This is a genomic window from Citrobacter freundii complex sp. 2025EL-00176, assembly GCF_053309355.1.
In genome coordinates, this window is sequence record NZ_JBRYHT010000001.1 from 26,590 (window position 1) to 40,006 (window position 13,417).

13 protein-coding genes are annotated in these 13,417 nt (G+C 54.4%); 8 read left to right on the forward strand and 5 right to left on the reverse strand.

The annotated features are described in order from the left end of the window. Nucleotides 1-5: 5 nt before the first annotated feature. The 4 genes from kdpC to kdpF are packed head-to-tail and all read right to left on the reverse strand — an operon-like array spanning nucleotide 6 to nucleotide 4,418. Nucleotides 6-572, reverse strand: coding sequence for a potassium-transporting ATPase subunit KdpC (kdpC, locus tag ACVXHP_RS00145; RefSeq protein WP_200007305.1), 567 nt, complete (start codon nucleotides 570-572; stop codon nucleotides 6-8). 8 nt (nucleotides 573-580) lie between these two features. Then, complete coding sequence (gene kdpB, locus ACVXHP_RS00150) at nucleotides 581-2,629, reverse strand: potassium-transporting ATPase subunit KdpB (protein WP_304697032.1); 2,049 nt, start codon at nucleotides 2,627-2,629, stop codon at nucleotides 581-583. 20 nt (nucleotides 2,630-2,649) lie between these two features. Next, a complete protein-coding gene (gene kdpA / locus ACVXHP_RS00155; protein WP_447570643.1) occupies nucleotides 2,650-4,329 on the reverse strand; it encodes a potassium-transporting ATPase subunit KdpA in 1,680 nt (559 codons plus the stop codon). Continuing rightward, a complete protein-coding gene (gene kdpF / locus ACVXHP_RS00160; protein WP_001670793.1) occupies nucleotides 4,329-4,418 on the reverse strand; it encodes a K(+)-transporting ATPase subunit F in 90 nt (29 codons plus the stop codon). Before kdpF ends, kdpA begins: the two co-directional genes overlap by 1 nt. A 308-nt stretch (nucleotides 4,419-4,726) precedes the next feature. On the opposite strand from kdpF, the gene ACVXHP_RS00165 reads away from it, so the two are divergent. The 4 genes from ACVXHP_RS00165 (at nucleotide 4,727) to ACVXHP_RS00180 (ending at nucleotide 8,489) form a co-directional block, all read left to right on the forward strand. Further along, the gene (locus ACVXHP_RS00165) at nucleotides 4,727-4,933 is read left to right on the forward strand and encodes a YbfA family protein (protein ID WP_447570644.1); all 207 of its coding nucleotides are present in this window, start codon (nucleotides 4,727-4,729) and stop codon (nucleotides 4,931-4,933) included. Nucleotides 4,934-5,022: 89 nt separating this feature from the next. Then, entirely contained in the window at nucleotides 5,023-5,976 is a 954-nt protein-coding gene (locus ACVXHP_RS00170; RefSeq protein WP_447570645.1) for a YbgA family protein, read from the forward strand. A gap of 20 nt (nucleotides 5,977-5,996) precedes the next feature. Next, on the forward strand, nucleotides 5,997-7,415 hold the full coding sequence (phrB, locus tag ACVXHP_RS00175) for a deoxyribodipyrimidine photo-lyase (protein ID WP_447570646.1): 1,419 nt from the start codon (nucleotides 5,997-5,999) through the stop codon (nucleotides 7,413-7,415). 159 nt (nucleotides 7,416-7,574) lie between these two features. Beyond that, complete coding sequence (locus ACVXHP_RS00180; RefSeq protein WP_447570647.1) at nucleotides 7,575-8,489, forward strand: Rpn family recombination-promoting nuclease/putative transposase; 915 nt, start codon at nucleotides 7,575-7,577, stop codon at nucleotides 8,487-8,489. Nucleotides 8,490-8,539: 50 nt separating this feature from the next. On the opposite strand, the gene dtpD is transcribed toward ACVXHP_RS00180, so the two are convergent. Further along, nucleotides 8,540-10,021 carry a dipeptide permease DtpD gene (gene dtpD / locus ACVXHP_RS00185; RefSeq protein WP_137351020.1) on the reverse strand — a complete coding sequence of 494 codons (1,482 nt, stop codon included), beginning with the start codon at nucleotides 10,019-10,021 and terminating at the stop codon, nucleotides 8,540-8,542. A gap of 289 nt (nucleotides 10,022-10,310) precedes the next feature. Between dtpD and ybgI the strand changes: the two genes are divergently transcribed. The 4 genes from ybgI to pxpA are packed head-to-tail and all read left to right on the forward strand — an operon-like array spanning nucleotide 10,311 to nucleotide 13,376. Beyond that, nucleotides 10,311-11,054: a radiation resistance protein YbgI gene (gene ybgI, locus ACVXHP_RS00190; RefSeq protein WP_016152273.1), complete on the forward strand. Its 744-nt coding sequence runs from the start codon at nucleotides 10,311-10,313 to the stop codon at nucleotides 11,052-11,054. Between the two features lie 15 nt (nucleotides 11,055-11,069). Further along, nucleotides 11,070-11,726, forward strand: a complete 657-nt coding sequence (gene pxpB, locus ACVXHP_RS00195; protein ID WP_447570648.1) for a 5-oxoprolinase subunit PxpB — start codon at nucleotides 11,070-11,072, stop codon at nucleotides 11,724-11,726. Beyond that, entirely contained in the window at nucleotides 11,720-12,652 is a 933-nt protein-coding gene (gene pxpC, locus ACVXHP_RS00200) for a 5-oxoprolinase subunit PxpC (protein WP_447570649.1), read from the forward strand. The genes pxpB and pxpC overlap by 7 nt, the downstream gene beginning before the upstream one ends. Then, nucleotides 12,642-13,376, forward strand: coding sequence for a 5-oxoprolinase subunit PxpA (gene pxpA / locus ACVXHP_RS00205; RefSeq protein WP_304697492.1), 735 nt, complete (start codon nucleotides 12,642-12,644; stop codon nucleotides 13,374-13,376). Before pxpC ends, pxpA begins: the two co-directional genes overlap by 11 nt. Nucleotides 13,377-13,417: the final 41 nt, after the last annotated feature.

Genomic DNA, 13,417 nt, shown 5'->3' on the forward strand with positions numbered 1-13,417 from the left:
TTTTCTCAGTGCTTATCCAGCGCTAAATTAAGTTCCACAAGGTTCACCACCGGCTGGCCGATAAAACTGACCAATGGTTTTTGCGTGTATTGTGCAACCAGGCGCGACACTTCTTCAACGCTGAGGTTGCGGGCCTGTGCCACGCGGGGAATTTGCCAGGCCACCGCGGCGGGCGTCAGGTTGTTATCCAGCCCGCTGGCCGACGCGGTTACCAGCTCTAGCGGAACGGCAGGATTAGCCTGTGGATTGGCAGCACGCAGCGCGGCAATCCGGCTTTGCAGCTGTTTATCCAGTTCCGGATTGCTGACGGCCAGGTTACTGCCGCCAGAAGCCATGGGATTATAGGGCATTTCCGCCGTCGCAGACGGACGCCCCTGAAAATAACCGGCGGCGGTAAAATGTTGCCCAATAAGCGCAGAGCCGCGAACAACCTGATCTTCGCGGATCAACGAGCCGTTTGCCTGATGGGGAAACCACCACTGCCCCAGCGCGGTGGTCAGCAGCGGGTAAGCCCCGCCGGTAATAAGCATCAGGAAAACCAATGTTGATAATGCAGGACGTAATCCACTCATCTGAAACCTCACACCAGACCCAGCAGGGTCAGCAGTAAATCAATCGCTTTAATACCAATAAATGGCACCACCAAACCGCCCAGACCGTAGATCCACAAATTGCGGCGCAACATTGCAGATGCGGATAACGGCTTGTAGCTGACGCCTTTAAGTGCCAGTGGGATCAGAAAAACGATTATCAGCGCATTAAAGATAACCGCACTGAGGATCGCTGAGTCCGGTGAATGCAGTCCCATTACGTTAAGTGCATTGAGCTGCGGATAGGTGGCGGCGAACGCGGCCGGGATAATGGCGAAATACTTTGCCACGTCGTTGGCGATACTGAAGGTGGTCAGCGAGCCGCGCGTCATCAGCATCTGTTTACCAATATGCACCACTTCAATCAGTTTGGTGGGGTTGGAATCAAGATCCACCATGTTGCCGGCTTCCTTCGCCGCCTGGGTCCCGGAGTTCATGGCGACCGCGACGTCCGCCTGCGCCAGTGCCGGGGCATCGTTGGTTCCGTCGCCGGTCATCGCCACCAGACGGCCTTCCGCCTGATACTGACGAATCAGCGCCAGCTTAGCTTCCGGCGTGGCCTCCGCTAAGAAATCATCTACCCCGGCTTCAGCGGCGATCGCGGCGGCGGTCAGGCGGTTATCGCCGGTGATCATCACCGTTTTGATGCCCATTTTGCGCAGTTGAGCAAAACGTTCTTTGATCCCGCCTTTCACAATATCTTTCAGGGCTATCACGCCCAGTACACGGGAGCCTTCGGCTACCACCAGCGGCGTAGCGCCAAGGCGAGCGACATTCTCCACCTTTTGCTCTACATCGGCGGGGAAGTGACCGCCGTTGGCTTCAACGTGACGACGAATAGCATCGACCGAACCTTTGCGGATCATACGGTTGTCGATGTTGATACCGCTCATCCGACTTTGCGCGGTAAATGGCACAAAGGTAGCGTGCAGCGATTGCACGTCGCGAATACGCAGATTAAAGCGCTGTTTTGCCAGAATCACGATGCTGCGACCTTCCGGCGTTTCATCGGCCAGCGATGAAAGCTGTGCGGCGTCGGCCAGCGTTTTTTCGTCCACGCCCTGGGCGGGCAGAAAATCTGAAGCCTGACGATTACCCAGCGTAATGGTGCCGGTTTTATCCAGCAGCAGGACGTCCACGTCACCTGCGGCTTCGACCGCACGTCCGCTGGTGGCAATGACGTTCGCGCCCAGCATACGGCTCATCCCGGCCACGCCAATGGCAGAAAGCAGACCGCCGATGGTGGTGGGGATCAGACAAACGAGCAGGGCAACCAGTACCGTGACGCTGACCGCGCTGCCACCCCAGGCGGAAAACGGCCACAGCGTGGCGGTCGCCAACAGAAAAACGATGGTCAGGGCAATCAGCAGGATCGTCAGGGCGATTTCGTTGGGGGTTTTACGCCGCTGCGCGCCTTCGACCATGGCGATCATCCGGTCGAGGAACGTTTCACCGGGATTTACGCTGCATTCTATTACCAGCCAGTCGGAGAGGATGCGAGTCCCGCCGGTGACCGAGGCAAAATCGCCACCGGATTCACGAATGACCGGTGCAGACTCACCGGTAATCGCGCTTTCGTCCACCGATGCGCCACCTTCGATCACCTCGCCGTCACACGGGATAATATCGCCAGCTTCCACCAGCACAATATCGCCTTTACGTAAATCATCGGCCGGGACGTGATCCATGGCCGCGCCGTATTTCGGTTCGCGAAGTTTGCGGGCAAAGGCGGTTTTTTTCACCCCTTTCAGGCTGTTCGCCTGTGCTTTACTACGTCCCTCAGCCAGCGCTTCGGCAAAGTTGGCGAACAGGACGGTGACCCATAGCCACAGACTTATCGCGCCGGTAAACCACGGATTGCCAGGCATATAACCTGTTGCCATCGCCAGCGTTAACAGCGTGGTCAGCAGACTGCCCAGCCAGACGAGAAACATCACCGGATTACGCCATTGGGTATGTGGGCTTAATTTTTTCACGGCATCCATCAGCGCTTGCGCGACCAGAGAAGGTTCGAACAGCGCCAGTTGCTTGCGACTCATAGTAATGTGCTCCGCATCACTCAGTGTAATGACAGGTATTCTGCGACCGGGCCAAGGGCCAGGGCAGGAACAAAGGTAAGAGCGCCAACCAGTAACACCGTACCGATTAACAACCCGACAAACAGCGCGCCGTGGGTGGGTAGCGTGCCTGGGCTTGCTGGCTGGATCTTCTTACTGACCAGCGACCCGGCAATAGCCATCACGGGAACGATCACGCCGAAGCGACCAAAGAACATGCACAGAGCTAGCAGGCAGTTCCAGAACGGGCTATTGGCGCTTAATCCGGCAAAGGCGCTACCGTTGTTGTTCGCGGCAGATGACACGGCATATAGCACTTCACTAAACCCATGCGGACCAGGGTTGAGCATGGCGCTGCGCCCGGCATCGGTCATCATTGCTATTGCTGTGCCGAGCAGGACCAGCGCAGGTGTGACCAAAATGGCCAGTGCGGTCATTTTCATTTCGCGCACGTCGATTTTCTTACCCAGATATTCCGGTGTTCGGCCAATCATCAGCCCGGCTATAAACACAGCCAGCAGCACGAACAGCAGCATGCCGTACAGACCTGAACCCACACCGCCAAAGACCACTTCGCCAATTTGCATCAGCCACATCGGCACCATTCCGCCGAGTGCGGTAAAGGAGTCATGCATCGCAATCACTGCGCCACAGGATGCCGCGGTTGTGACGACGGCAAACAAACTGCTGACCAGTACGCCAAAGCGGCTCTCTTTGCCTTCCATGTTGATATTGCTGTCGGCGCCTAACTGCATCAGATGTGGGTTACCCTGAACTTCGGCCCACATCACGACGGCTACGCAGATGACAAAAATGAGCGACATGGCCCATAACAGGGTCCGGCCCTGACGACGATCGCCCACCACCTCGCCAAAGGCAAAACACAGCGCGGTAGGAATCAAAAAGATCGCCAGCATCTGGACCAGATTGGTCAGCGCGGTTGGGTTTTCAAACGGATGGGCTGAGTTAGCGTTAAAGAAACCGCCCCCGTTAGTGCCGAGCATCTTAATCGCTTCCTGTGAAGCGACTGGTCCCATCGGCAGCAATTGTTTCACCCCTTCAAGCGTTGTGATGGGCTGATAGGGCAATACGTTTTGCAGCGCGCCTTGTTGAATAAAAAACAGGGCGATGAGCAGCGCAATCGGCACGAGGATCCACAGCGTAATGCGAACCAGATCGACCCAGGCATTACCCAGGGTATCCATGCTCTGGCGCGTGAAGGCACGAATCAGGGCAAAAATCACCGCAATCCCGGTCGCCGCGGACAGGAAGTTCTGCACGGTCAAGCCAGCCATCTGGCTGAAGTAGCTTAAGGTGGTTTCACCGGCATAGGATTGCCAGTTAGTATTAGTGACAAAACTCACCGCCGTGTTGAGCGCCAGATCCCATGAAAGCCCTGGTAGCTGCTGAGGATTCAGCGGCAGCAGGTTTTGCGCCATCAGCATCGAAAACAGGACCAGCAGGCCCAGCACATTGAGCGCGAGGATTGCCAGCAGATACTGCCGCCAGTTCATCTCCTGCTGCGAAATACCCAGACCACGCCAGAGCATACTCTCCACGCCAGCGAGGCCCGGCAGAGACGTATTATTGATGAGTCGGGCCAGCGCAAACCCCAGCGGTCTGGCGATGACAAACAGCGCCAGCAAGAAACTGGCAATGAGTAAAAATCCTTGAGCCGCCATCAGAACGCCTCCGCATTAATCAGGGCATACACAAGGTAACCTAATAATAAAAAGACCAGCACAATGCCGGTTATCACGCCTGCACTCACAGTGCACCTCCAGTGGCATAAATGTGATAACCAGAGCGTAGGTTTTTGCTTGCAAAGATTTCGCAAAAATCGGCGGGCAGGGTGTAAAAAAAGTATAAAAATGGCAAAGACCATTATTTAACTGATGATTAGTATTAATTTAACTTTTATGTAACTTAATTACAGATTTAAGCTAAATGGAGCATAAATAGATAAAAATAAGTGGTCGGATGAGTAGCAAAATTACACACAAGTCGGTATTATTTTCATCAGTTAACCAACTTTATTTTTCCGGTGCGATTCACCGAACAGTTATATGGGAGAGGATTATGGACTTTTATAAAGAATATCCAGCACACATTGTTTTCTTACGTCGTACCTTTGCCGTAATGGCGGGCGTACTGGCGCTGCCGGTCATGCTGTTCTGGAAAGACCGCGCCCGTTTTTACAGCTATCTGCATCGCGTCTGGTCTAAAACCAGTGATAAGCCGGTGTGGATGGAGCAGGCTGAAAAAGCCACCTGCGATTTCTACTGATAGCTAATAAATCCCCAAAAGCCGCTGATATCAGCGGCTTTTTTGTTGATGATAGCTACACTTATCTCAGGAATGAGAAAGGAGCGATCATGAGCGAGAAAATCCCTATTGGAATCAGTGCCTGTCTGTTGGGGGAGGCGGTTCGCTATGATGGTGGGCATAAGCGGCTGGCCTTTGCTGTGGAAGAACTGTCGCCGTGGGTCGCATTCGAACCCGTATGCCCTGAAATGGGTATCGGGTTACCGGTCCCGCGACCTGCGCTGCATCTGGTCAAAGAGGGCGAGGCTGTTTCCCTGCGTTTTAGTGATAAGCGCGAGGGTGATTTGACAGACGCCATGACGGCTTTTAGTCAGCGACAAAGCGATCGTCTGGAGCATTTGTGCGGCTATATAGTCTGTGCGAAATCACCCAGTTGCGGTATGGAACGGGTGCGAGTCTACGACGCGGAAGGCAAAAACAACCGTAAAGCCGGACGAGGGATCTTTACGTCTGTGCTGATGTCGACGTTACCCTGGCTTCCCGTGGAAGAGGACGGGCGTTTGCACGACCCGCAGATTCGGGAAAATTTTGTGGAGCGCATTTATGCCTTGCACGAGCTCAACGGAATCCGGCAGCAAGGGTTAACGCGTGGCGCATTAATCGATTATCACAGCCGTTACAAGCTATTGCTGTTGGCCCATTCCCAGCCTGACTATCGTGAACTCGGGCGTTTTGTCGCGGCGATTGGCGAATGGCAAGATTTGCAGGCCTATTTTGTCGAGTATCGCTTAAGGCTGATGAGTTTGCTGGCGCATCTTCCCTCCCGGCGCAACCATACCAACGTGCTGATGCATGTCCAGGGCTATTTCCGTACGCAATTAAATTCTCGTCAACGGCAGGAGCTGGCCTCTCTCATTGACGGGTATCGACGTGCGACTCAACCGCTGCTTGCGCCAATAACATTACTCAAACACTATATGGCGGAATATCCGGATGCTTATCTCTCCGGGCAGCGCTATTTCAATCCCTGGCCAGAGGCTCTGCGTTTGCGCTACGGGCGTTAAGTTTTTTCTTCAGGAGTGTTATGACCACCCATTTGGTCTGGTTTCGGCGTGATTTACGCCTGCACGACAACCTCGCGCTCGCAGCGGCTTGTCGGGATCGTTCTGCGCAGGTGCTGGCGTTATATATCGCTACCCCCGAGCAGTGGAAGGCCCACGATATGGCCCCGCGCCAGGCGGCTTTTACCTGCGCGCAGCTGAATGCGTTACAAACGGCGCTGGCAGAAAAAGGCATTCCTCTACTGTTTCATGAAGTGGCTGATTTTGCGGCCAGCGTGGACACCGTCAAAAGTGTTTGTCTGCAGCATGACGTCAGTCGATTATTTTATAACTATCAATATGAAATAAACGAACGACAGCGTGATGCAAACGTAGAAAAATCATTACCCCAGGTGGTGTGCGAAGGGTTTGATGACAGCGTGATCCTGCCTCCGGGGGCGGTGATGACCGGCAATCATGAGATGTATAAAGTGTTCACGCCGTTTAAAAATGCCTGGCTGAAGCGGATTAAAGACGGTATTCCAGAATGTGTGAGCGCGCCGAAAGTGAGGGACAGCGGTGCGCTCAGCACGTCGTTAAGCGCAATAACGCTGAGCTATCCGCAGCAAGATTTTGATGCGCAGAGGTTTGTGGCAGATGAAAAGTTGGCCATCGCGCAATTACGCCAGTTTTGCCAGCAGGCTGCGGGAAAATACGAGCAGCAGCGTGATTTTCCCGCGATTGACGGGACCAGTCGATTATCCGCAAGTCTGGCGACAGGTGGGTTATCGCCGCGCCAATGCCTGAACCGACTGCTTGCAGAGCAGCCGCAGGCGCTTGAGGGCGGGGCTGGCAGCGTCTGGCTGAACGAGCTTATCTGGCGTGAATTTTATCGCCATCTGATGACCTATCATCCGGCGCTGTGTCGGTATCAACCCTTTATCGGCTGGACCGATCGCGTGCAATGGCAGAATAACCCAGCGCATTTGCAGGCCTGGCAAGCGGGTAAAACGGGTTACCCGATTGTGGATGCGGCGATGCGCCAGCTCAACGCCACGGGCTGGATGCATAATCGTTTACGCATGATTACGGCCAGTTTTTTAGTGAAAGACCTGCTGATCGACTGGCGTAAAGGCGAGCAGTATTTCATGTCGAACCTGATTGATGGCGACCTGGCGGCCAATAACGGCGGCTGGCAGTGGGCTGCATCTACCGGTACCGATGCCGCACCCTATTTCCGCATATTTAACCCCACGACGCAGGGTGAAAAATTTGACCGTGACGGCGAGTTTATCCGCCAATGGGTACCAGAACTGCGTGACGTGCCGGGTAAAGCCATTCATGACCCGTGGCTGTGGGCGGAAAAAGCGCAGGTTACGCTTAACTATCCTCGCCCGATTGTCGATCATAAGCAGGCCAGACTGGCGACGCTGGCGGCATATGAGGCGGCGCGTAAGGGATAAGCGCGAGGTGGATTTTGCGTAATGCCTTCCAGCAGAATGAACATGTTGCAGCCGGGTGCTTTTAGCGCTGAAGCGTGCGCTCAGGACCGTGAATACTCTGCTGCATAAGTTTTCCCTCAGCAGTAAATTTCCGTCATCTGAATGAAAGTGACGGAACTAATGACAACGCCAACGACCCCTACACCGCACGATGCGGTGTTTAAAACGTTTCTACATCATCCCGAAACTGCACGGGATTTTCTCGACATTCACCTGCCAGCTGAACTGCGGATGCTTTGCGATTTGAACTCGCTGAAGCTGGAGTCAGAAAGCTTTATTGAAGAGGATTTACGTTCGCGCTACTCCGACGTGCTCTGGTCTTTGCACACACGCAACGGTGACGGTTATGTCTATGTGGTGATAGAGCATCAAAGTTCAGCCGAGCCGCATATGGCTTTTCGTCTGTTGCGTTATGCGATGGCGGCGATGCAGCGCCATCTTGACGCAGGGCACAAGGAACTGCCGCTGGTGATACCGATGCTGTTTTATCATGGCTGCCGAAGCCCCTATCCGTACTCATTGTGCTGGCTGGATGCCTTTGCCGACCCCGTGGCGGCAAGACAACTTTATTCCAGCGCATTTCCGTTGGTAGACATAACGGTGGTGCCCGATGACCAGATCATGGCCCACAGGCGAATGGCGCTGCTGGAACTCATGCAAAAACATATCCGTCAGCGGGATTTGATGGGGCTGGTAGAGCAACTGGCCACGCTGCTACTTACTGGATGCGCTAATGACACGCAATTACAGGCGATGTTTAATTACATCCTACGATCCGGCGATGAATCTCGCTTTAATGAATTTATGCAAGAGATGGCACAACGGATCCCCCAACACAAGGAGAGACTGATGACTATTGCAGAGCGGTTACGGTTAGATGGATTACAGGAAGGGTTACAGCAGGGATTACAGCAGGGTAAACAAGAGGCCGCATTACGTATAGCGCAAACCATGCTGGAGCAGGGAATAGATCGCGCAATGGTGCTACTGGTGACGGGGCTTACTGAAGAGGAACTCGCAGCAAGTCATGCATAATTGCCCGAAAAAACAGGCCCGAATCATATTACATCATCGGGCCTGTACACTCAGGACTCTACCGCTAACGCACGGTTTCTGAATTTCAGCGACTGGTACAGCCAAATCAGCAGCACCAGTACCACACAGGCCAGTGCACCCCAGGTGATTTCGCTAAAGACATCAATATAGGCATTGATGGAATAGTTGATGGCGCCGGCAGCGTCAAACGAACCTTGTGACGTCTGGTCGGCGATCACCCCAGCCAGGTAGTTGGCGATTGCGCCGGAAAGCAGCATATAAATGCCGGTTAATACGCCGGTTACACCGGGGATCTCAATGCGCGTAATTTGTGACATTGCCACCGGGTCGATAAACAGTTCGGCAAAGCCCATGACCGCCAGCCCTAATACCATCAGCGGCATGGAAGAGTGACCGTAAGCTGCCGACCAGCGGGCGCTTAAGGTCAGAATACAAAAACCAGCGCTCATTAAACCGAGACCAAGGGCAAATTTGCCCCAGATGCGTACGGTGCGATTGCCACCTACGCTCTCTTTGACCACCCATGCCAGCACGATACCGCACAGCATAACCGCAAAGGCGTTAACCGACTGGAACATCGCGGTGGGTACGGAATACCCCAGGATGTCGCGATTAACAAAGCGGTCGATATACAGGCTGATTGAGCTGCCGCCCTGTTGAGCAAAGGCCCAGAACAGCAGGCTAAAAAAGGTCAGCGTGACGATGAGCCCCAGCTCTTTGCGCTGCTTCTGCGTCTGCGCCTGGCGGTAAATCTTCGCCAGAACCGCCAGACCAATAACAGTGGCAACGATCAGGGCGTACACGGACCACTCTTTCCAGAACAAGACAGTAATCAGCAGTGGGGCGGCAACCAGCAGAACTAACAGCCAGGCCCAGTTTGGCAACATGTATTTTTTCGCGCGCAGGACGGCCTTGTTGACGCCGGTGGTATGGGCGAAATGGCGATTGCCACATAAGAAAATCACCAGCCCCGCCAGCATGCCGATAGCGGCCAGCGCAAAGCCCATTGCCCAGCTGTACTCCTCCTGCACGTAGCCGCAGGCTATCGGGGCAATGATTGAACCGATGTTGCCGGCAGCGTAGAGCAGAGAGAACCCACCGTCGCGACGCGGATCTTCAGGCTGGTACAGCTCACCCAGCAGGCAACTGACGTTGGATTTAAACAGACCGTAGCCACAGACGATAATCGCCAGTGATAAATAAAGGAATGCCGGAGCCATTTCGCTGGCACCCAACACCAGATGCCCCACCGCCATCAAAAATGCGCCGATCATCACCGCCATTCGGTTGCCGAGCACTTTATCTGCCAGATACCCCCCGAGGATGGGCGTGACGTAGACCAGCGAGCAGTAGGCGCTGAACAGTTCATAGGCGTGATTATCGTCGTACTTAAGCTGGTTAGTGAGATACAGGATCAGCAGCGCACGCATGCCGTAAAAACTGAAATATTCCCAAATTTGTAGCGCGACAACGTAATAAATCGCCCGCGGTTGAGATGCTTGTTTATTCATTGTTTTCTCGAAGTAAATGTCTCGCAACAGGCTGGATGTGCTGTGCGAGCGTGTTTCCTTAAAGTTGTAACTTTGATACAGATCTGATTATTTTTGCAATATGCTGTCTGATTGCATAAATATACATGAATTAGATCGCGTGGTGGTATGCAAATTACGTTCTACAGCGGTGTGATTGTTTCTTAATGTGTCAGTGAAATGACTATCGACGAACGTAGGCGAGGACGCTATTTTAACCTAAGCTACATTGCTGATTGGGCTGGCAGAATTTATAACGACGAGGACGATGATGAAAAACACCGAACTGGAACAACTGATCAACGACAAACTGAACAGCGCCGCCATTAGCGACTATGCGCCGAACGGTTTGCAGGTTGAGGGCAAAGAGACGGTGCATAAAATCGTGACTGGCGTGACCGCAAGCCAGGCGTTGCTGGACGAGGCGGTACGCCTGCAGGCGGATGCGGTCATCGTTCATCACGGTTATTTCTGGAAAGGCGAATCTCCGGTGATTCGCGGCATGAAGCGCCATCGTCTGAAAACGCTGTTGGAAAATGATATCAACCTGTATGGCTGGCACCTGCCGCTGGATGCCCACCCGGAACTGGGAAATAACGCGCAGCTTGCCGCGCTGTTGGGTATTACCGTGATGGGGGAGATTGAGCCGCTGGTGCCGTGGGGTGAACTCTCTATGCCGGTTCCGGGATTGGAGCTGGCATCGTGGATTGAAGCGCGTCTGGGCCGTAAACCGTTATGGTGCGGTGATACCGGGCCGGAAAAGGTGCAACGCGTCGCGTGGTGTACGGGGGGCGGTCAAAGCTTCATTGATAGCGCAGCCCGGTTTGGCGTCGATGCCTTTATCACCGGGGAAGTCTCAGAGCAAACCATTCACTCAGCCCGCGAACAGGGGCTGCATTTCTATGCTGCCGGTCATCATGCGACCGAACGCGGCGGGATTCGCGCATTAAGTGAATGGCTGAATGAAAACACCGATCTGGATGTCACTTTTATCGATATTCCTAATCCAGCGTAACAAAGAGGGACGAAAGTGCAGCGAGCGCGTTGTTATCTGTTAGGTGAGACTGCGGTAGTGCTTGAACTGGAGCCACCCATTACGCTGGCGTCTCAGAAACGTATCTGGCGACTGGCCCAGCGTCTGGTTGATGCTCCGAATGTGCGTGAGGCTATTCCGGGAATGAACAATATCACGGTGACCTTGCGCGACCCGCAAACGCTGGCGCTGGATGCGATTGAACGCCTGCAGCGCTGGTGGGAAGAGAGCGAAGCGCTGGAACCGGATTCGCGGTTTATTGAAATCCCCGTGACTTATGGCGGTGAGTTTGGCCCGGATCTGGCAGAGGTCGCCCGGCACAGTGGATTAAGCGACAAGCAGGTCGTTGAACTTCATGCGTCAGTCGACTATGTGGTGTGGTTTATCGGTTTTCAGCCAGGGTTCCCTTATCTCGGGAGCTTACCTGAACCATTGCATACCCCAAGACGGGCAGAGCCGCGTCTGCTTGTTCCGGCAGGTTCTGTAGGTATCGGTGGCTCTCAAACGGGGATCTATCCGCTTGCCACGCCCGGCGGATGGCAATTGATTGGGCGTACCCCCATGTCGTTATTTGATCCAAAACGAGAAGAACCGATCCTGTTACGCGCAGGCGATACCGTGCGTTTTGTCCCGCAGAAGGAGGGGATATGTTAAACGTTATTCGTGCGGGCATGTACACCTCGATCCAGGACGGCGGACGCCACAATTTTCGTCAATCCGGCATCAGCCACTGCGGCGCGCTGGATAAACCGGCGCTGAACGTTGCTAACCTGCTGGTGGGAAATGATGCGAATGCCGCTGCGCTGGAAATCACGCTGGGGCAACTGGTCGTGGAATTTGAAGCCGATGGTTGGTTTGCCCTGACCGGTGCCGGGTGCGAAGCGCATTTGGATCGTACTCCCGTGTGGAGCGGGTGGCGGCTGCCGGTGAAAGCGGGGCAGCGCCTGACGCTAAAACGTCCACATCATGGTATGCGTAGTTATCTGGCGGTAGCGGGCGGATTTGATGTACCGGAAGTGATGGGGTCGCGGAGTACCGATCTTAAAGTTGGTATTGGCGGGCTGGAAGGGCGTCTGCTGCGCGATGGCGATCGGCTGGCGATTGGGGCCTCTACCCGGCAATTTAGCGGGCCGCAGGGGGTAAAACAGCTGATGTGGGGAAACCGCATTCGTGCGCTGCCCGGGCCTGAGTATCAGGAGTTTGACGAGGTCTCGCAGGCGTCTTTCTGGCGTTCGCCGTGGCAGCTTAGCCCGCAAAGTAACCGGATGGGATATCGCCTGCAGGGGCAGCCGTTAACACGCATGACCGATCGCGAATTGCTGTCGCATGGCTTACTCCCCGGCGTGGTGCAGGTTCCGCATAATGGTCAACCGATCGTGCTGATGAATGATGCCCAGACGACGGGCGGCTATCCGCGCATCGCCTGCATCATTGAGGCGGATATGTATCATCTGGCGCAGATCCCGCTCGGTCAGCCGATACATTTTGTGCAGTGTTCGCTGGAGGAAGCGCTAAAGGCGCGCCACGATCAGCAGCGTTATCTGCAACAGTTAACATGGCGACTTAACAATGAAAATTGATCTCAACGCAGACCTCGGCGAGGGCTGTGCTAACGATGCAGCGCTGCTGCAACTGGTTTCGTCAGCGAATATCGCCTGTGGATTTCACGCCGGTGATGCGCAAACCATGCTTTCAAGCGTGCGCGAAGCGCTAAAAAATGGCGTCGCGGTAGGTGCACACCCGAGCTTTCCGGATCGGGAGAATTTTGGCCGTAGCGCCATGACTCTGCCTGTGGAAACAGTGTATGCGCAAACGCTGTATCAAATTGGCGCGCTGGCAGCCATTACGCATGCACAGGGCGGCGTGATGCGTCATGTGAAACCCCACGGTATGCTTTATAACCAGGCGGCAAAAGATCCGCAGCTGGCGGATGCGATTGCGAAAGCGGTGCATGCCTGCGATCCCTCGCTGGTTCTGGTGGGACTGGCGGGAAGCGAACTGATTCGTGCCGGAGAACATTATGGTCTGGTGACGCGTCAGGAGGTGTTTGCCGATCGGGGATATCAGGCTGACGGCAGTCTGGTTCCGCGTAGCCAGCCTGGCGCATTGATAGAGGATGAAGAGCAGGCGTTGGCGCAAACGTTAGAAATGGTGCAGTCCGGTAGAGTAAAAAGCCAGAACGGAACATGGGCGAACGTGACCGCCCAGACGGTATGCATTCATGGGGATGGCGAGCACGCACTCGCTTTTGCCCGTCGCTTGCGCAGCGCATTCGATGCATGCAATATTCAAATTAGCGCATAATTTTTTATATACAAAACAATAATATATTACACAACAACATA

Coding starts and splice junctions, on each gene's coding strand:
- ACVXHP_RS00165 (WP_447570644.1), top strand. CDS start 4,727: ATGGACTTTTATAAAGAATATCCAGCACACATTGTTTTCTTACGTCGT.
- dtpD (WP_137351020.1), bottom strand. CDS start 10,021: ATGAATAAACAAGCATCTCAACCGCGGGCGATTTATTACGTTGTCGCG.
- ACVXHP_RS00170 (WP_447570645.1), top strand. CDS start 5,023: ATGAGCGAGAAAATCCCTATTGGAATCAGTGCCTGTCTGTTGGGGGAG.
- kdpC (WP_200007305.1), bottom strand. CDS start 572: ATGAGTGGATTACGTCCTGCATTATCAACATTGGTTTTCCTGATGCTT.
- kdpB (WP_304697032.1), bottom strand. CDS start 2,629: ATGAGTCGCAAGCAACTGGCGCTGTTCGAACCTTCTCTGGTCGCGCAA.
- phrB (WP_447570646.1), top strand. CDS start 5,997: ATGACCACCCATTTGGTCTGGTTTCGGCGTGATTTACGCCTGCACGAC.
- kdpA (WP_447570643.1), bottom strand. CDS start 4,329: ATGGCGGCTCAAGGATTTTTACTCATTGCCAGTTTCTTGCTGGCGCTG.
- ybgI (WP_016152273.1), top strand. CDS start 10,311: ATGAAAAACACCGAACTGGAACAACTGATCAACGACAAACTGAACAGC.
- pxpA (WP_304697492.1), top strand. CDS start 12,642: ATGAAAATTGATCTCAACGCAGACCTCGGCGAGGGCTGTGCTAACGAT.
- pxpC (WP_447570649.1), top strand. CDS start 11,720: ATGTTAAACGTTATTCGTGCGGGCATGTACACCTCGATCCAGGACGGC.
- ACVXHP_RS00180 (WP_447570647.1), top strand. CDS start 7,575: ATGACAACGCCAACGACCCCTACACCGCACGATGCGGTGTTTAAAACG.